At 71.0% G+C, this 18681-nt stretch carries 15 protein-coding genes; 5 read left to right on the forward strand and 10 right to left on the reverse strand.

Annotated features, from left to right (window positions below):
* Nucleotides 1-9: 9 nt before the first annotated feature.
* The 5 genes from Q0747_RS00895 to Q0747_RS00915 form a co-directional block, all read right to left on the reverse strand.
* Entirely contained in the window at nt 10-1035 is a 1026-nt protein-coding gene (locus tag Q0747_RS00895) for a thiamine-phosphate kinase (protein WP_298251742.1), read from the reverse strand.
* A gap of 86 nt (nt 1036-1121) precedes the next feature.
* Nucleotides 1122-2027, reverse strand: a complete 906-nt coding sequence (rfbA, locus tag Q0747_RS00900; RefSeq protein ID WP_298251381.1) for a glucose-1-phosphate thymidylyltransferase RfbA — start codon at nt 2025-2027, stop codon at nt 1122-1124.
* A 4-nt stretch (nt 2028-2031) separates the two neighbouring features.
* Nucleotides 2032-3522 (reverse strand): bifunctional dTDP-4-dehydrorhamnose 3,5-epimerase family protein/NAD(P)-dependent oxidoreductase, encoded by a 1491-nt coding sequence (locus tag Q0747_RS00905; protein WP_298251382.1) that lies wholly within the window; start codon nt 3520-3522, stop codon nt 2032-2034.
* A 3-nt stretch (nt 3523-3525) separates the two neighbouring features.
* On the reverse strand, nt 3526-4524 hold the full coding sequence (gene rfbB / locus Q0747_RS00910) for a dTDP-glucose 4,6-dehydratase (protein ID WP_298251383.1): 999 nt from the start codon (nt 4522-4524) through the stop codon (nt 3526-3528).
* Nucleotides 4525-4623: 99 nt separating this feature from the next.
* The gene (locus Q0747_RS00915) at nt 4624-5415 is read right to left on the reverse strand and encodes a hypothetical protein (protein WP_298251384.1); all 792 of its coding nucleotides are present in this window, start codon (nt 5413-5415) and stop codon (nt 4624-4626) included.
* A 198-nt stretch (nt 5416-5613) separates the two neighbouring features.
* On the opposite strand from Q0747_RS00915, the gene Q0747_RS00920 reads away from it, so the two are divergent.
* The 3 genes from Q0747_RS00920 (at nt 5614) to Q0747_RS00930 (ending at nt 7308) form a co-directional block, all read left to right on the forward strand.
* Complete coding sequence (locus Q0747_RS00920; protein WP_298251385.1) at nt 5614-6099, forward strand: DUF3515 family protein; 486 nt, start codon at nt 5614-5616, stop codon at nt 6097-6099.
* 37 nt (nt 6100-6136) lie between these two features.
* Complete coding sequence (locus Q0747_RS00925; protein ID WP_298251386.1) at nt 6137-6994, forward strand: SMP-30/gluconolactonase/LRE family protein; 858 nt, start codon at nt 6137-6139, stop codon at nt 6992-6994.
* Nucleotides 6995-7077: 83 nt separating this feature from the next.
* Nucleotides 7078-7308, forward strand: a complete 231-nt coding sequence (locus Q0747_RS00930; protein ID WP_298251387.1) for a DUF3072 domain-containing protein — start codon at nt 7078-7080, stop codon at nt 7306-7308.
* A 1149-nt stretch (nt 7309-8457) separates the two neighbouring features.
* Here the strand turns inward: Q0747_RS00930 and ribA are convergent.
* Both ribA and Q0747_RS00940 read right to left on the reverse strand, forming a co-directional pair.
* The gene (gene ribA / locus Q0747_RS00935; protein ID WP_298251388.1) at nt 8458-9816 is read right to left on the reverse strand and encodes a GTP cyclohydrolase II; all 1359 of its coding nucleotides are present in this window, start codon (nt 9814-9816) and stop codon (nt 8458-8460) included.
* A gap of 62 nt (nt 9817-9878) precedes the next feature.
* Nucleotides 9879-10790: a LysR family transcriptional regulator gene (locus tag Q0747_RS00940; RefSeq protein ID WP_298251389.1), complete on the reverse strand. Its 912-nt coding sequence runs from the start codon at nt 10788-10790 to the stop codon at nt 9879-9881.
* Nucleotides 10791-10934: 144 nt separating this feature from the next.
* On the opposite strand from Q0747_RS00940, the gene Q0747_RS00945 reads away from it, so the two are divergent.
* Both Q0747_RS00945 and Q0747_RS00950 read left to right on the forward strand, forming a co-directional pair.
* Nucleotides 10935-14468: a bifunctional proline dehydrogenase/L-glutamate gamma-semialdehyde dehydrogenase gene (locus tag Q0747_RS00945; RefSeq protein WP_298251390.1), complete on the forward strand. Its 3534-nt coding sequence runs from the start codon at nt 10935-10937 to the stop codon at nt 14466-14468.
* Nucleotides 14469-14596: 128 nt separating this feature from the next.
* Entirely contained in the window at nt 14597-15664 is a 1068-nt protein-coding gene (locus Q0747_RS00950; RefSeq protein WP_298251391.1) for a YeiH family protein, read from the forward strand.
* 44 nt (nt 15665-15708) lie between these two features.
* Here the strand turns inward: Q0747_RS00950 and Q0747_RS00955 are convergent, their stop codons facing one another.
* The 3 genes from Q0747_RS00955 to Q0747_RS00965 are packed head-to-tail and all read right to left on the reverse strand — an operon-like array spanning nt 15709 to nt 18679.
* On the reverse strand, nt 15709-16851 hold the full coding sequence (locus Q0747_RS00955; RefSeq protein ID WP_298251392.1) for a D-alanine--D-alanine ligase family protein: 1143 nt from the start codon (nt 16849-16851) through the stop codon (nt 15709-15711).
* Nucleotides 16848-17894 carry an NAD(P)H-dependent glycerol-3-phosphate dehydrogenase gene (locus tag Q0747_RS00960; protein ID WP_298251393.1) on the reverse strand — a complete coding sequence of 349 codons (1047 nt, stop codon included), beginning with the start codon at nt 17892-17894 and terminating at the stop codon, nt 16848-16850. Before Q0747_RS00960 ends, Q0747_RS00955 begins: the two co-directional genes overlap by 4 nt.
* Nucleotides 17891-18679, reverse strand: coding sequence for a 1-acyl-sn-glycerol-3-phosphate acyltransferase (locus Q0747_RS00965; protein ID WP_298251394.1), 789 nt, complete (start codon nt 18677-18679; stop codon nt 17891-17893). The genes Q0747_RS00960 and Q0747_RS00965 overlap by 4 nt, the downstream gene beginning before the upstream one ends.
* Nucleotides 18680-18681 lie beyond the last annotated feature (2 nt).

Raw genomic sequence — 18681 nt, forward strand, 5'->3', positions numbered from 1 at the left:
GCCGTGACCTTAGTCTGCAAAATGATCCCATCCCCGGAGAGCTGTCTCCCGTGACGCCAGTGTCACCAGCGGTCGGCCGGGCTTCACCGAGCCTACCGCAGCGAACCCGGGCGGCAGCGGACGATCCGGGGGAAATGTGGCCAGCAGCCCGTGATCCTCTCCCCCGCCGAGCACCCAGTCCATCGCCTCCACGCCCAGGAGCGCGGCGGCCCCCTCGAGCGGTTCGGCGTACCGCCGCAGCGCCTCCGGGTCGAGGTCGAGCCCCACACCGCTCGCCGTCGCGATCCGCCCCGCATCGCGGATGAGGCCGTCGGAGACGTCGAGCATCGCGCTCGCCCCGGCCAGCGCGGCGGCCGGACCGGCGGCCAGGGGTGGCTGCGGGCGGAGCTGCGCAGCGACGAGCTCCTCGCCGCTCGGTCCGAAGTCCGTCAGGGTGCGGCCGTCCTCGAGGATGGCCAGGCCGGCGGCGGCCCGTCCGAGCGTGCCCGCGACGGCAATCGTGTGCCCTGCTCGCGCGCCGGAGCGCAGCACGGGCGAGCGTCCATCGAGGGTTCCGGTGACGGCGGCGGTGACGACGAGCTGCGTGCCGGCGCCGAGGTCCCCGCCGACCACGCAGCAGCCGATCGCACCCAATCCTTCGATGGCGGCGGCCAGTCCCCGGGCGCAGTCCTCCACCCAGGCGACCGGTGTCTGCGGCGGGAGGGTCAGACTGACGACCAGCGACGTCGCGGTGCCTCCCATGGCGTTGATGTCGCTCAAATTCTGCGCCGCCGACTTCCAGCCGACGTCGTACCCGGTGGTGCGGTGGCCGTTCGGACGAACCAGCCGGAAGTCGTGGTCCTCCACGAGGGTGTCCATGCTGATGACGGTCCGGCCGTCGGGTGCGGCGACGATGGCGGCGTCGTCGCCCGGGCCGAGGAGAACAGTGTCCGACAGGGGAAGAAGGGGAAAGATCCGTGCCAGGAGCTCACCCTCGGTCAGCTCTCCCACCCGGCGCTCCCGAGCGGAGGCGGACTCAGTGGCAGCAGTGGACATCCGGGACACAGGGCTACGCTACAGCGCAACCGGTCGACGTGACGGCCTCGACCCGCAGCCGGGTACGTGGTGCATCCACGGTCTGTCTACCGACGGGCGGTCCGGTCGGGACGGGCGGGCGCTCGCTCACCGCCGTCGAGCAGCGAGAGCAGATAGGCGCCGTATCCGCTCTTGACCAGAGGAGCCGCGATCGCTTCGAGCTCTGCATCGGTCAGGAAGCCCTGCCTCCAGGCGACCTCCTCGGGGGCGCCGATCTTGAGTCCCTGCCGATGCTCCACCGTCCGGACGAAGGTCGAGGCATCGTTCAGGGAATCCACGGTGCCGGTATCCAGCCATGCCGTCCCCCGGGGGAGGATCTCCACGTGGAGCCTGCCCCTGGCCAGATATTCGCGATTCACATCGGTGATCTCCAGCTCGCCCCGGGCCGACGGTGTGAGGTTCTGCGCGATGGAGACCACGTCGTTGTCGTAGAAGTAGAGACCCGGAACGGCATATCTGCTGCGGGGTGCCGCCGGCTTCTCCTCGAGCGAGATCACGGTGCCCGACTCGTCGAACTCGACGACCCCGTAGGCCGACGGATCGGCCACCTGATAGCCGAAGATCGCTCCTCCGTCCACATCCTCGAACCGCCGCAGCTGGGTTCCCATCCCGTGCCCGTAGAAGATGTTGTCGCCGAGGATCAGCGCCACGGTATCGGTGCCGATGTGGTCCGCACCGAGGACGAACGCCTGGGCGAGCCCCTCCGGCGCCGGCTGGACGACGTACGACAGCTCCACCCCGAACCTCCCGCCGTCGCCGAGCAGCCGGCGGAACTGCCCGGCGTCGTGCGGCGTCGTGATGATGAGGATCTCGCGGATCCCCGCGAGAATGAGTGTGGACAGCGGATAGTAGATCATCGGCTTGTCGTACACCGGGACGAGCTGCTTGCTGATCCCCTGGGTGATGGGGTGCAGCCGGGAGCCGGTCCCCCCGGCGAGAATGATGCCGCGCATAGGACTAGCGTGCTCCCGCTCGGTCGGCCGGATCCGCCTGGGGAGTCGCGGTCCCCTCCACGGCAGCAGGCCGGGCCTCGGCCGTCAGCGCCTGCACACAGTCGGCCAGCCGCTGCGCCGCGGGTGGAGGCGCGAATCCGGTCGCCCTCAGCTTCCGGAGATCGAGCGTGCTCCGACGAGGGCGCGGCGCGGCCTCCTTGCCCGCGACGTACTCCTCGGTGCTGACGGGCGCGACGTCGGCACGATCACGGCCGCAGAGGGCATACACGTCCGCGGCGATGGCGGCCCAGCTCTGTGGCTCGCCGTCGTTCGAGACGTTGTACGTCCCGAAGGGAGCCCCGGTGTCCACCAGGTGTGTGATGGCCGCCGCAAGGTCCTCGGTGAACGTGAGGCGGCCGATCTGGTCGTCCACCACGGCCGGGGAGATTCCCCGTGCCGCAAGCTCCACCATCGTCCGCACGAAGTTGCCGCCGTCGCCGATCACCCAGCTGGTGCGCAGGATGTAGTGGCGGGGTACCGTGGCGACCACGGCGTCACCGGCCGCCTTCGTCTGGCCGTACACACCCAGCGGGCTGAAGGGCTCACTCTCGTCGTGGGTCTCGCGGGAACCGTCGAACACGTAGTCGCTGGAGAGGTGGACCAGCGTCAGCCGGTGCGCCGTCGCCACCCGGGCGAGCGCTGCGACCCCTGCGACATTGACGGCCCACGCGGCGGCGCGTCCCTCCGGGGTCTCCGCTGCGTCTACCGCGGTGTAGGCGGCGGCGTTGATGACGGTGCTGTAGTCGGCCCACGGCCGGGCGTGCTCGAGGTCCGGGTGGAGCAGGTCGAGCTCGGGGCGGCCGGCGAACTCGACGGACGGCTGATCCGCGAGCGCCGTGCGCAGGGCTCTCCCGAGCCGCCCGTCGGCGCCGACGACGAGCGTCTTCCGCGCCGGAACCGGCTCGATGTCCGTCAGTCGCGGGTGAGTGCGGTCCTTGTCCGACACCTCGGCACCGTCGAGCGGGATGGGCCACTCGACGGCTGCGGTCTCGTCGGCGAGATTGAGGAACACGTACTGGTCCTGTGCGTCGGCCGACCAGTGGTCGTTGACGAGATAGGTGTACGCCGTCGCGTCCTCGAGCGTCTGGAAGGCGTTGCCGACGCCCCTCGGGACGAAGATCGCCGTCGACGGGTCCAGTTCGGCGGTGAAGACCGCCCCGAAGGACGGACCCTCCCGCAGATCCACCCACGCGCCGAAGACGCGGCCGGTGGCCACCGAGACGAACTTGTCCCACGGTTCGGCGTGGATACCGCGCGTGGTGCCTCTCGTCCCGTTGAAGGAGATGTTGTTCTGCACCGGACCGAAGTCGGGAAGACCGGCGGCGGTCATCTTCTCCCGCTGCCAGTTCTCCTTGAACCACCCACGGTTGTCGCCGTGGACGGGCAGGTCCAGCAGCACGACGCCGGGGATCGGGGTCTCGCGTGTGGAGAGGGGCTTCGAGAACTCGGGGGCCATGCGCTACTGCCCCGACTCGGTGTACCTGGACTCGGTCGCTGCCTTCTGCGGCCGCCACCAGGCTTCGTTGTCCCGGTACCACGCGATCGTGGTGCGCAACCCCTGCTCGAAGTGCCCGAAGCGAGGCGCCCAGTCGAGTTCCGTGCGGAGCCGGGTCGAGTCGATCGCGTAGCGCAGGTCGTGACCGGCGCGGTCGACCACGCGATCGTAGGCGTCGGCGGCCTGGCCCATCTCGGTGAGGATCAGCTCGACGACCTCCCTGTTGTTCCGCTCGCCGTCGGCCCCGATCAGATAGGTCTGCCCCAGCTCGCCCCGGGTCAGGATGGCCCACACGGCGGAGGAGTGGTCGTCGGCGTGGATCCAGTCACGCACGTTCCGTCCCTCGCCGTAGAGCCTGGGGCGGACGCCGTCGAGCACATTGGTGATCTGGCGCGGGATGAACTTCTCCACGTGCTGGTACGGGCCGTAGTTGTTGGAGCAGTTGCTGATGGTGGCCCGGACCCCGAAGGACCGCACCCAGGCGCGGACGAGGAGATCGGACGCGGCCTTGGTCGACGAGTAGGGGCTAGAGGGGTTGTAGGGCGTGCTCTCGGTGAAACGCTCGGGGTCGTCCAGCTCGAGGTCACCGTAGACCTCGTCGGTGCTGATGTGGTGGAGACGCGTGCCGTACCGGCGGGCCGCCTCCAGCAGGGTGTACGTGCCGATGATGTTCGTGTCGAGGAACGGCCGCGGGTCGTGCAGGGAGTTGTCGTTGTGCGACTCCGCCGCATAGTGGACGATCGCGTCCGCGCGCTCCACCAGCGGATCGACGACGTCGGCATCGGCGATGTCCCCGATCACCAGCTCCACGCGCTCCGGGGGCAGGTCCGCGAGGGACGCCCGGCTGCCGGCGTAGGTCAGCTTGTCGAGCACCGTCACGGACACGTCGGTGTGTGCCATCAGGTGGTGGACGAAGTTGGAGCCGATGAACCCGGCGCCGCCGGTCACCAGGAGATTCTTCACGTGGTGCACTGTACCGTCGGATCGACCGGCCCGCCGTGCGGTCCTCGACCTGACGGTAGGCCGGCACGAATCCGACCTCTCGAACAGGACCGGCGCTTGTCAGGCCTGGTGCTGTCCGCGCCGCCGCACCGCAAGGACGACGACGATCGCGACTCCCAGCGCCACGAGGCCGGCACCGATCCACGCCACGGGGGCCAGGGACGAGGCGCGCACGCCGGCCATCGCCACCGGCTCACTGCTCCGGGCGGACGAGCTGGGCGTGGCGCTCTGGGATGCCATGGACGCCGCTGCCGCGGGAGCGGAGGCTGTCGGGGTGCTCGCGGGCTCCGTGGCAGGGGCTGTGGGTTCGATGGTGACGGTGGTCTCGACCGCGCTCGGTGACTTGGTCGGCTCCGCTGCAGCGCTCTCGCTCGGAGCGGGCTCGCTCGGCGCAGCGGGCGTCGGCGTGCTCTCGGGCTCCGGGCGCGGCGCCGCATTCTCACCCGGGATCTCCACGACCTCCCCCGTCTCCGCGACGTACCGGAGGTTGGTGTAGATGAGCGTGTCCGCGTAGACCAGGTTTCCGGTGTGCGGCTCGATCAGATAGCCGGTGGGCGGGTGCACGAGGAAGCCGGTGCGTGCGTTGACGGCGAAGCCGGTCACCGGATCGATACCCGCCGTCGCCATCGGGTCGGTGATCTGGGGCGCCGGTTCGACGAACGTCCCGCCGGGCTGGGGTTGCTCGATCACCTGGGGCCGGGGCTGGGTGACCAGCGCCGGCGAGAGCTGGCCGGGCACGGCCTGCGCGGGGACGGCGAACGCCGGGGTGGCGACCGCTGAGCCGGCGAGAAGACCTGTCGCGAGAGCCACCTGGACAGCGAGGCGGGTACGGCGTGAGTGGGGGGTGGGCATGGATCCTCGTTCGGACTCTCGGGCTCGGCGACGGCCGCGGACTTGGTTGTGGTGCGCCCATGACCGCGGGGACAGGGCGGTGCCGGAGGCCTCCGGTTCACTGCACGGTACGATCGGTCGCTCCCGCAGATCCGTTAGCCCGCTGCGACTCCCGGACAGCGGGGACGACGGCGACGCCGACTCCTCTAGGGTTGAACCATGCCTGTCCCGTCCCGAGCACTCCGCCGCCGCCTTCCCGCCGTCGTGCTGGTACTGGCCCTCTCCGGATGCGCCGGGACCGTGAGCGTCGACCCGGCCGCCGACGCCGCCGATCCGCACTGCGCCGACGTCATGATCGCCCTGCCTCCCGTGGTCGCCGAGCACGAGCAGAGAAACACCGACAGCCAGGCGACATCCGCATGGGGCGATCCGTCGCAGGTGGTACTGCGCTGCGGCGTCGGAGTGCCGGGACCCACCACCGATCCCTGCGTCACCGTGAACGACGTCGACTGGGTGCTGCGGGAGGGCGACCCGGCCTGGACCGCGACCACCTACGGGCGGGACCCCGCCGTCGAGGTGCTCTTCGACCCCGAGCAGGTCGCCTCCAGCACGGTGCTCGTGGAGCTCGGCGCCGCCGTCTCCCGTGTGGAGCAGACCCGCGCCTGCGTGGGCCTCTCCGAGGCCATCCCGCCGCCCTCCGACTGATCCGACCGACCGCACCGAGCCGATACCAGGAGGCACCATGAAAGCCCAGCAGATCTCCGACGTCATCACCTTCCACGGAGAGGGCCCCTACTGGGACCCGCGTCGCGGCGAGCTCCTGCTGGTCGACATGACCGAGGGCGACGTCCTGGTCAGGCACGAGGACGGGAGCATCGACCGCCATGATGTGCACCCGCGGCTCGCAGGCGTGGTTCGCGGTCGGGTATCGGGCGGCTACGTGATTGGGGTGGAGCGCGGTTTCGTGTTCGCCGACCACACTCTGACGGTCCTCGAACAGGGCCCGGAAGCCTTCACCGACAGCGCGGAGCGGATGAACGACGGCGGCTGCGACACCGCCGGGCGCTTCCTCTGCGGCTCGATGGGCTGGGAGGGCGGCTTCGGAGCCGGAGCCCTCTACAGCCTCGGCACCGACCACGCGGTCTCCACGGTCCTGACGGGCGTCACGGTCTCCAACGGGCTGCACTTCTCGCCCTCCGGTGATACGGCCTTCTACAGCGACACCCCCACGGGGCGCATCGACGCACTCGCGTACGACGTCGGCAGCGGCCGGTTCACGGACCGCCGCACCTTCGCCGTCGTCGAGCAGGCCCTCGGTATGCCCGACGGCATGGCCATCGACGCCGAAGGGGGCATCTGGACTGCCCTGTACGGCGGGGGCGCCATCGCACGGTACGACGCCGCCGGACGACTCTCCGAGCACATCCCGCTTCCGACCACCAATGTCACGGCCTGCGCGTTCGGCGGCGAGGATCTGTCCACGCTGTACGTCACGACCACGCAGGAGAACATCCCGCAGGGGTCCGAACCCAGCGCGGGCGCGCTGTTCGCCGTCGAGCCCGGCGTGAGCGGGGCTCCCCTACCCCTGTTCGGCGGCTGATCCGCGCCGGGACCTCCCGACTTTTCCGGGGGTGGCAGTCACTACAATGAGGGCTCAGGCTGGCTACGACAGAAGGAATCGACATGGCAGACACACTGGGAAGTCCGAACTCCGAGCCCGAGGGCGGCTTCGAGCGGGATCCCTCGGACTGGGTCACCGGTGACGAGCCCATGACCGACGCGCAGCGGAGCTACCTCGACACCCTGGCGAGGGAGGCGGGCGAGGAGATCCCCGCCGACATCAACAAGGCCGAGGCGTCGGAACACATCGACCGGTTGCAGGGCAAGAGCAAGCGGGTCGGCGGGGACTCCTGATCCGTCCCTGAGGGCGTACGCCCATCCCACTCTTCCGGCCGGTCCGATGGGAGCGATCGATCGCTCCCATCGACGCGGCGGGAGGATTGGGATTTTGCGTTTGCCCACAGTGGGGCAGCCCTCGGGCCCACTTCTCGGTGCGGCATACTGGGCACGACCGGTTGTCGGCAGTGGCGACGAACCCCTCGATCTCACTGCTCGCCCCCGCACGCTGGGAACGACCGCTCGACCCCAGTGATGGGACTCGATGAGTGGGATCGAACTCCACGACGCCGGCGAAGCACCCCTCAATCCCACTCCTCACCGCCGCACGCTGGGAACGACCGCTCATCCCCAGCGATGGCACCCGATGAGTGGGATCCAGGACTCGACGCCGACTGAGCAGCACTCATTCCCAGTGATGGAATCCGATGAGTGGGATCGAACGCCCCGACGTCGGCGGAGTGGTCCTCGATCCCACTTCTCACCCGCGCACGCTGGGAATGACCGCTCATTCCCAGTGACGGAACCTGATGAGTGGGATTCAGGGCTCGACGCCGGCTGAGTGGTCCTCAATCCCACTTCTCACCGCCGCACGGTGGGGATGACCGCTCGATCCCAGCGACGGCACCCGAGCAGTGGGATCGAGGGTTCGACGCCGACCGAGCAACCTTCGATCCCACCACAGGCACCGCTGCTGTGGGATCGAACTCTGCGACGCCGACCGAGCACCCCCCAATCCCGCTCCTCACCGCCGCACGGCGGGAATGACCGCTCATCCTCAGCGATGCAACCCGATGAGTGGGATCCAGGGCTCGACGCCGACCGAGCAGCCCTCAAGCCCACTGCTCGCCCCCGCACGTTGGGAACGACCGCTCGATCCCGCCGGTGGCACTCGAGCAGTGGGATCCTAGGCTCGACGCCAGCGGAACAGCCCTCAATCCCACCAGAGGCACCCGAGCAGTGGGATCGAACTCCACGACGCCGGCGGAGCAGTCCTCAATCCCACTTCTCACCGCCGCACGCTGGGAATGACCGCTCATCCCCAGCGATGGGACCCGATAAGTGGGGTCGAGGGTTCGACGCCGACCGAGCAGCCCTCGATCCCAGCGACGGCACCCGAACAGTGGGATCGAACGCTTCCGACCCGCCGGGAGGTTACCTCGGCACCTACTGCGACACGTCGAGATCGAACTCCGAGCACGTGTCGTGCCCCAGCACGAACCGCCGGACGGGCGCCGTGCGTATCTGCACGGGCGCGTGGGCGCCGGAGAACCGCAGGCCGGGGATGCCGTCCCCGATCAGGACCGGCACGGTGGTGCAGTACAGCCGGTCCAGCAAGCCGGCCTCGAGGAAGCCCGACACGGTGGCGCCGCCACCCTCCACGAGCACCCTGTCCAGGCCCCGCCGAAGCAGGAGATCGAGAACAGGTGCCGGATCCGTGGCGCCGGTGGGCAGTCTGACCACCTCCACCGAGGCGGCCAGGGTGGAGGGGACCTCCACGTGCTGCGCCACGAGCCAGAGCGTGGGAGCGGCGTCGTCGGTCAGGACGCTGCTGTCCACGGGGAGCACCCCGGCGGCATCGAACACCACCCGCACCGGATTGTCCCCGGGCACCTCGTCGACGGTCAGGGCGTCGTCCTCGGCGGACAGCGTCGAGGCGCCGACCACCACGGCGTCCGCGAGGGCGCGCAGGCGCTGTACGTGTCCTTCGTCGCTGGGGTCCTGCGGGAGCGCCGGGGCGTGCGGCCGCGGAGCGACGAACCCGTCGAGGCTCTGGCGGGCATGGCCGACGACGATCGGCCCCGACGCCGCGGCGAGATACCCGTAGCGGCGCACGAGGTCGTCCTCCGGCAGATCCGGCACGACGCCGTCGAGCAGGCTCGCCCAGACGTCGGGCCCGACCGCATCGTGGCGCATCCGGGCCCGCTTGGTCCGCAGGTAGCGTGCGTTCTCCGTGCGCTCCGACACCGCCAGGCCCCTCCGCTCGACGACGGCGATACCCAGCGCCTCCAGCGCCTCCTCCTTGGCCGGGTTCCCGGACAGCAGCCGGATGGCCCCGATGCCCAGGTCGCGGAGGATCCCCGCCGCCTGGTCGTACCTCCGGGCGTCCACGGGCAGGCCGAGCTCGGTGTTGGCGTCCACGGTGTCCACCCCCTGGTCCTGCAGCGCATAGGCCTTCAGCTTCGCGAGCAGACCGATACCCCGCCCCTCGTGTCCGCGCACGTAGACCACCACGCCGCGCTCCTCCAGCGAGATCGCTGCGAGCGCTGCGTCCAGCTGTTCCCCGCAGTCACAGCGCCAGGAACCGAAGGCATCCCCGGTGAGGCACTCGCTGTGCACCCGGACCAGGGGCGCCACGCCGCCGTCGTCGTCCCCGCGCACGAGCGCCACGTGCTCGGTCCCCCCGCTGTCCCGGTACCCGAGCATGCGGAAGACCCCGTACTTCGTGGGCAGCACGGTCTCCGCGACCCGCTCGACGCCGACGGGCGCGGAGGTGGGTTCGGTCTGCGTGGGGTGGACGGACATACCTCAACCTTAGGAGTGGGCCGGAGCCGGGAGAAACCGGGTGGCCGGGCAAAGGGCCCGGCTCAGCCCACCGGGCGCCGCACCCCCGCGGCGACGGCCTTCAGCACCTCGCGGACGGACCGGATGGCGGGACGTGCGGCGCCCGCCCGCCGCGCGGAGGTGAAGACGGTGCGCCGGGGCGATCCGTCGAGATCCACGAGCCGGACCGGGATGTCGCGCGCCGCCCAGACGAGATCCGGCATGAGGGCCACGGCGTTGCCCGAGGCGATGAGCCTGACCTGGGCCTGCAGATCCGCGGTCTCGTAGCGGACGTCGGGCTCGAACCCGGCGCGGCGGCACGCCTGCTCGGCCCAGTGGCGTGAGGCCGCTCCCCGCGGTTCCATGACCCAGGCCGCTGCCGCGGCGCCGGCGACCGAGGAGATCCCGGCGTACTGTGCGCCGTCGGGCGGGACCGCGAGCCCGATGGCGTCCTCGGTCAGCGGCACGTGGTCGAGCTCTGGATGACGGGGGGCCGCATGCCCCGGGTACTGCTCGGCGACCACGAGGTCGAAGTCGCGGGCGAAGGTCGCGTGCAGCGCGGTCTCCGGCTCGCGCTGCACCATCTCCACCCGCACCTCGGGATACTCACGGCTGATCGCGGTGAGGGCGTCGGGCATGAGCGCGAGGGCGGCCGACTGGAAGACCGCCATCCGCACCGTCCCCGCCACGGTGGTCGAAGACGCGGCGAGGGTGGCCTCCGCGCGCTCGAGCGTCTCGAGCAGCTCCTCGGTGTGCGTCACGAGCACCTCGGCCTGGGGCGTGAGGACCACGCGACGCCCACTCCTGCGCAGCAGCTGGACCCCGACCTCCTTCTCCAGCAGGGCGAGCTGCTGGGACACCGACGACGGACTGTAGTTGAGGGCCGCGGCGACATCGGCGAGCGTGCCCCGCAGCTTCAGCTCCCGCAGCAGCCGCAGGCGGCGCAGGTCCAGCATGACCACCTCTATCCGTCAGGTTCGCCGACGAATACTGTTCGGTATTCGTCGCTTTTCCCCATGGTACGGCGCGGCCCACAATGGGAGGGAAGTAGCTGCTTCATTCTGTGCGCGGCGAGAGCCGTCCGACCGAAGGCCGTTGCCATGACAACCCAGCTCCCCGCCCGCCAGGGCACCGCCCCCACCCGGGCGTCCACCGCATCGTCCGAGGGCCACACCCCTGACCACGACGCCGATGCCCGGTTCTCCCCCGGCCCCGGGGGCACCACCGAGATCCCGGCGACGCTGCCGGAGGACTCCATCGCCCTCGTCCGGCGCTGGCTCACCGAGGCCTCGAAGATCCCCGTGGACGCGTCCGCGAAGCAGCTCGCCGGCGTGCTGAAGGATCCGGGCGGGCTCGCCTTCACGGTGGGCTTCGTCGACGGCGTCATCCGGCCCGAGGACCTCTCGGTGGCCGCTCGCAATCTCGGCGCCATCGCCCCGCAGGTCCCCGGATTCCTCCCCTGGTACGTGCGCTCCGCCGTGAAGCTGGGGGCCGTCGTCGCCCCGGTCCTGCCACGGATCGTCATCCCCATCGCCCGGCGTGTACTGCGGGAGATGGTGGGGCACCTCATCATCGACGCCTCCGACGCCACCCTCGGCCGGTCCATCAGCAGGATCAGGCGCGACGACGTCCGACTCAACATCAACCTGCTCGGCGAGGCCGTCCTCGGCGAGCACGAGGCCGACCGGCGGCTCGAGGGCACGGTGCGGCTGCTCGAGCGGCCCGACGTCGACTACGTCTCCATCAAGGTCTCCTCCACCGTGGCCCCCCACCCGGCCTGGGCCTTCGACGAGGCCGTGGGCCACGTGGCCGAGAAGCTGGCACCGCTCTACGCGCTCGCTGCGCGGTCCGAGAAGGCCAAGTTCATCAACCTGGACATGGAGGAGTACAAGGACCTCGATCTCACCGTCGCCGTCTTCACGGCGATCCTCGACCGGCCCGAGTTCCTGCACCTCGAAGCCGGCATCGTCCTCCAGGCCTACCTGCCCGACTCCCTCTCCGCCATGATCCGCCTCCAGGAGTGGGCCGCCGCCCGGCGAGCGGCGGGCGGGGCGAGCATCAAGGTCCGCGTGGTCAAGGGCGCCAATCTGCCCATGGAGCAGGTGGAGGCATCCCTCCACGACTGGCCGCTCGCCACCTGGGGATCGAAGCAGGACTCGGACACGCACTACAAGCGCGTCCTCAACTACGCGCTGCAGCCCGCCCACATCGACAACGTGCGCGTGGGCGTGGCGGGCCACAACCTGTTCGATCTCGCCTTCGCCTGGCTCCTGGCCGGCGAGCGCGGCGTCCGCCACGGGATCGAGTTCGAGATGCTCCTGGGCATGGCGCAGGGGCAGGCGGAGGCCGTGCGGCGCGACGTCGGCTCCCTCCTGCTGTACACGCCGGTGGTCCACCCGAGCGAGTTCGACGTCGCCATCGCCTATCTGATCCGGCGTCTCGAGGAGGGGGCGAGCCAGGACAACTTCATGTCGGCGGTCTTCGAACTCTCCGACGACGAGACCCTCTTCGACCGCGAGAAGGAGCGCTTCCTGGCCTCGCTCGCGGAACTCGACACCTCGATCCCGCCGCGGAACCGCCACCAGGACCGCTCGGGCACCGCACCCGCGCATGGGCCGAGCGGTTTCGAGAACACCCCCGACACGGATCCCTCCCTCCCGGCGAACCGGGCCTGGGGCAGGGCCATCCTCGATCGCATCCCCACCTCCCGGTTGGGCGAGGACCTCGTGGCATCCGCGACCCTCCGCGGCGCGGACGAGCTCGAGGAGACGATCGCCGGGGCGGTCGCCGCCGCCGGCTCCTGGGGGTCCATGACCGGCGCCCAGCGTGCCGCCGTCCTGCATCGCGCCGGTGAGGCGCTCGAGGCGCACCGGGCCGATCTCATGGAGGTCATGGGGGCCGAGACGGGCAAGACGCTGGACCAGGCAGACCCCGAGATCTCCGAGGCCGTGGACTTCGCCCACTACTACGCGGAGCGCGCCCGTGAGCTCGACGACGTCGATGGCGCCTCCTACCGCCCCGTGACGTTGACCGTGGTCACGCCGCCCTGGAACTTCCCGGTCGCCATCCCGGCCGGGTCCACCCTCTCCGCGCTGGCTGCCGGATCCGCCGTCATCATCAAGCCCGCCGGCCAGGCGCGCCGCTGCGGGTCCGTCATGGTGAACGCGCTCTGGGAGGCGGGGGTGCCGCGGGAGGTGCTGCGCCTCGTCCACCTGGAGGAGCGCGACCTGGGCCGCCGGCTCATCTCCGATCCCCGCGTGGACCGCGTGATCCTCACCGGCGGGTACGAGACCGCCGAGCTGTTCCGGTCGTTCCGCACCGATCTGCCGCTGCTCGCGGAGACCTCCGGCAAGAACGCCGTGATCGTCACCCCGAGCGCCGACCTGGACCTGGCGGCGAAGGACGTGGCGCAGTCCGCCTTCGGGCACGCGGGGCAGAAGTGCTCCGCGGCGTCGCTCGTGATCCTCGTCGGCAGTGTCGCGACATCGCAGCGGTTCCGCAACCAGCTCGTCGACGCGGTCTCCTCGCTGAAGGTCGGCTACCCCGAGGACCCGACCACGCAGATGGGTCCCGTGGTGGAACCGGCCGCGGGCAAGCTCCTCGACGGGCTCACCACGCTCGGCGAGGGCGAGTCCTGGGTGCTCGAACCGCAGCGGCTCGACGACACCGGGCGGCTGTGGAGCCCGGGCGTCCGCCGGGGCGTGAAGCGCGGCTCCACGTACCACCTCACCGAGTACTTCGGGCCGATCCTGGGCGTCATGACCGCGCGGACGCTGGAGGAGGCCATCGCCCTGCAGAACGACATCGCCTACGGTCTGACCTCCGGCATCCACTCGCTCGACAGCGCGGAGATCGCCGCCTGGCTCGACGGCGTGCAGGCGGGCAATCTGTACGTCAATCGGGGCATCACGGGGGCGATCGTCCAGCGGCAGCCGTTCGGGGGCTGGAAGAAGTCCGCCGTCGGCGCCGGGACGAAGGCCGGCGGACCCAATTACCTCGTGGGTCTCGGGGCCTGGTCGTCGAGGGAGTCGACGGCGCAGGAGGCTCCCCTCCCCGCCGTCGCGCCCCTGCTGGAGGCCGCGCGCTCCGCGGGGCTGTCCGCCGCCGACGTCGCGCGCCTGGAGCGTTCCGCCGCGTCCGACGCCGCGGCCTGGAAGGGTGAGTTCGGGCGGGTGAAGGACGCCTCGGCGCTCTCCGCCGAGCGGAATCTCTTCCGCTACCTGCCGCACCCGGTGACCGTCCGGCTCGCGGCCGGCGCGTCCGTCACCGAGCTGGTGCGCGTGCTGCTCGCCGCCGGAGCGACCGGCGCCGCCGTCGCCGTCTCGAGCGGGGTGGAGCTCCCGGCTGCCCTCCTGCCCGTCCTGGCGGCGCGGACCGAGTCCCTGACCATCGAGGACGACGACGCCTGGCTGGTGCGCGCCGCGACCCTGGACGTGCGCCGGATCAGGCTCATCGGCCAGGACACCGGGCCGCTCGCCGAGGCGACCGGTGGGCGCCCCGATCTGGCGGTCTACGCCCAGCCGGTCACCGAGTCGGGGCGGGTGGAGCTGCTGCCGTTCCTGCAGGAGCAGGCCATCAGCATCACGGCGCACCGCTTCGGGACACCGAACCACCTGACGGACGGCATCATCTAGCGCTCGAGATCGCAGGAACGACCGCGCAGGGCGAGCTGCGGCGGTCGTTTCTGCCATCTCGGCAGGCATGCGGCACGATGGAGGCTGCGCCACTCGCCCGACGGCGGCCGGAAGGATCGACAGCACCCATGAGCAGCAGCACCACCCCGAGCACCCGGGTCCCCCGACTCCTGCCCTGGGTGCCGGGTCTTCTCGTCATGGCCCTCGGAGTAGCTCTCGCCATGGTGCTCTCCACCGTGCAGACCCTCCTCGGGGCGCTGGTCCTGGCGCTGGTCCTCGGTATCGTCCTCGGCAACTCCGGGCTGTACACGGCGGCGCTCCGGCCCGGTATCAGCGGCGGTACCAAGCGGTTGCTGCGGGCCGGCGTGGTGCTGCTGGGACTGCAGCTCGCCCTGCCGGACATCCTGGCGCTCGGCGCGCAGGTGATCCTCCTGATCGTCGCCAGCGTGGCCGTCAGCTTCACCGCGACGCTGTGGATCGGTCGGCGGTTCGGGCTGAGCCGTGCCGGCGCGCTGCTCATGGCGGCCGGCTTCTCCATCTGCGGGGCCTCGGCCATCGCCGGGATGCAGGGCATCGTCGACGCGGACGACGACGAGGTGGCCTCCGCCGTGGCCATGGTCACGCTCTACGGCTCGCTGATGATCCTCGCGCTGCCGCTGCTGAATCTGCTCGTGGGCCTCGGCGCCGGGGACTTCGGCATCTGGTCCGGCCTCGCCGTCCACGAGGTGGCCCAGGTGGTCGCCGTCGCCAGCACGGCCGGGACGACGGCGCTGGCCGCAGCCACGGTGGTGAAGCTCGGGCGCGTGCTCATGCTGGCGCCGGTCGCGGCCGTGGCGAGTATCGGGGAGCGCCGGCACGCAGCACGGTCCCTGCGCGACGCCCCGCCGCACGCCGCCCAGCACGGGGTCCAGCACGGGGTCCAGGACGTGCGGCGGAACACCCCCCTCGTCCCGCTGTTCGTGCTCGGCTTCCTCGCCGCGGTGATCCTGCGGTCCTCCGGCGTCCTGCCGGAGCTGGTCCTCGATGTCGGCAGGACGCTGACCACCATCCTCCTGGCGGCGGGCATGTTCGGGCTCGGCGCCGGCATCGACATCCGGCGCCTGCTGCACACGGGCGGCCGCTTCGCGGCCGTGGGCGCCGTCTCCACGGCGCTCCTGGCCGGGATCTCCCTGCTGGGCGTGCTGGCGCTCGCGTAGCCGGAGCTCCCCCGCTCGGAGGAGGATGCCGCGGTCGGCGGGCTTCAGCGCAGCCCGGTGCCGCGTTCCAGCGCGAGTTCGATCAGTTCGTCGATCAGCTCGGTGTACCCGAGCCCGGACTTGGCCCACATCTGCGGATACATGCTGATGGGCGTGAACCCGGGCATGGTGTTGATCTCGTTGATGACCAGGCGTCCGTCGGGCGTGTAGAAGAAATCGACGCGCGCGAGTCCCTCGCCGCCGACGGCCTCGAACGCCTCACCCGCCAGGCGTCGCACGAGCTCGATGGCCGGGGCCGGCAGATCCGCCGGGCAGCTGAGCTCGGCGGCGGCGCCGTCCACGTACTTGGCCTCGAAGTCGTACCACGCGGCGCCTCCTGGCTGCACGGCGATCTCGCCCGGCAGGGACGTCCGCGGCCCGTCCAGTCCGCGGCCCTGCAACACGGCCACCTCGATCTCGCGGCCGTCGATCCCCGCCTCGACCACCACCTTCGGATCGAAGACGCGGGCGGCGTCGACGGCGTCGCGCAGCCCGGCCGGGTCCTGGACGCGGGTGATCCCCAGCGAGGAGCCCGCCCGGGCAGGCTTCACGAAGAGCGGGAAGACCAGCGCCGCGGCACGCTCCAGGCACGCCTCGGCGTCCGTGCGCCACTGCCGATCGGTGATCACCTCGTACGGGCCCACCTCGAGCCCGGCGGCCGCGAAGACCACCTTCATGTAGTGCTTGTCCATCCCGACGGCCGACGCCAGGACGCCGGAGCCGACGTAGCGCATGTCCGCCAGCTCGAGCATGCCCTGCAGCGTGCCGTCCTCACCGAACGGGCCGTGCAGGAGCGGCAGCACCACGTCGACCCCGCCGATGCTCTCGGGCACGGACCCGGGGCTGGCGACGAGCAGTTCCTGGCCCTCGCTGCCGTCCACGGGAGCACCCATGACCACCGTCTGCCCGTTCGCCGTCACTTCCGGCAGCACGTCGGAGCGCAGGGACCAGGCGGAGGGGTCCCCGGAGACCAGGGACCACTGGCCCGAGCGCGTGATCCCCACGGGCACGACCTCGTACCGGGTGCGGTCGATGGCCTGGAGCACACCGGCCGCGGTGACGCAGCTGACGGAGTGCTCGCTCGAGCGCCCGCCGAAGAGGACGAGCACGCGGGGCTTGCGGGAGCGTGCGGGGACTGCGGTGGTCACGGTGCAGGGTCGCCTTCCGGCTTGAGATGACGGGCCAGGAGGCGGGCGCCGAGGTCGTCGACCGCCAGCCGCCCCTGGAGCACGGCCACGACGGCCGCAGTGATGGGCATGTCGACATCGAGTTTCGTGGCGGAGTCCAGGACGGCCTGCGCCGACTTGATGCCCTCGGCGGTCTGGTTCATCCGTACCGTCACCTGGTCCAGGGTGAGTCCCTGGCCCAGCAGGCGCCCGGCGGTGTGGTTGCGGGAGAGCGCCGAGGAGCACGTGGCGATCAGATCTCCCATGCCTGCGAGCCCGGCCATGGTCTCCGGTCTGCCACCGAGGGCCACGGCGAGCCGCGTGGTCTCCGCCAGCCCCCGGGTGATCACCGAGGCCTTCGTGTTGTCGCCCATGCTGCGGCCCTCGCAGATGCCGACGGCGAGGGCGATCACGTTCTTCACGATCCCGCCGATCTCCACCCCGATCACGTCCGTGGAGGTGTAGGGCCGGAAATAGGACGCCGTGCAGGCGGCGGCGATCCACGTGGCCGTCGCGTGGTCCGGGCACGCCACGACGGATGCGGTCGGTTCCTCGCGGGCGATCTCCAGGGCCAGGTTGGGGCCGGAGAGGACGGCGATGCGGTGGGACGGGATCCTCAGTTCGTCGGCGATGACCTCGCTCATGCGGGCGTCGGTGCCCACCTCGAGGCCCTTCATCAGGGAGACCACGACGGCGTCGTCCGGGATGAGCCCGCGCCACGCCGGCAGCTGGCCGCGCAGGGTCTGGGCGGGCACGGCGAGCACCACCAGCTCACTGCCCGCGAGGACGGCGCCGACGTCGTCGGAGGCCGTGACATTCGCCGGCAGTCGGGTGTCGCCGAGATAGCGCGAGTTCCGGTGCCGCTCGGTGATCTCGGCGGCCACCTCGGCGCGCCGCGACCAGAGGGCCACCCGGGTGGTGGGTGAGGCGTCGGCCAGGACCTTGGCGAAGGTGGTGCCCCAGCTCCCCGAACCGAGGACGGCGATCCTCCCCGGTATCTCCCGGACGCCCGACCGCCCGGTCACAGCTGGTCCCCGGTCACGGGGCCGGCCGGGGTGTCGCCGTCGCCCGGCTCCTCGAAGTGCCGTCCGGTGGGTTTCTGCTGCTTCGCGATCGGGTCCCAGCGCTCCGCCGGGGCCTCCTCGTCCCGGAGTTCGGCGAGCAGTGCGGTGATGGCATCGAGGATGCGGTTGGTCGCCGTGTCGAGCGTCGCCCTCGTGAGGGGTGCATCCTGCAGATCGCTGAGGTCCACCGGCTCACCGACGAGCAGGCGCACCCGCTTGCGCGGGACGGGGTGGAAGCGTGTGGCATAGCGGGGGAAGAGCTCCTGCGCGCCCCACTGCGCGAGCGGCACTACGGGCGCGCCGGTCTGCAGGGCCAGGCGCGCCGCGCCCGAACGCCCCTTCATGGGCCACATGTCCGGATCGCGCGTCAGGGTGCCCTCGGGATAGATGACGATCCCGCCGTTGTCGGCCAGGGCGTCCCGGGCGGCGTCGAGTGACCGGTTGGCTCCCGCGGTGCTGCGTTCCACCGGGATCTGCTTGATGGTGCGCAGGATCGAGCCGATGACGGGCACGGAGAACAGTGAGGCCTTCGCGAGGAAGTGCGGCATGATCCCCTGGTTGTAGAGGAAGTGGCCGACGACCACCGGGTCGATCTCGGTGACGTGGTTGGGGCACACGATCATGCCCGTCCCCCGCGGCAGCCTGTCCTGACCGCGCCACTCCTTGCCCAGCAGCGCGTTCATGGTGGGCCTCACCCAGCACGCGAGGAACGTGAACATGGCGCGCGAGCTCCGCGACTCCCCCATGT

This window comes from uncultured Arthrobacter sp. (assembly GCF_947493765.1).
GTDB lineage: Bacteria > Actinomycetota > Actinomycetes > Actinomycetales > Micrococcaceae > Arthrobacter_D.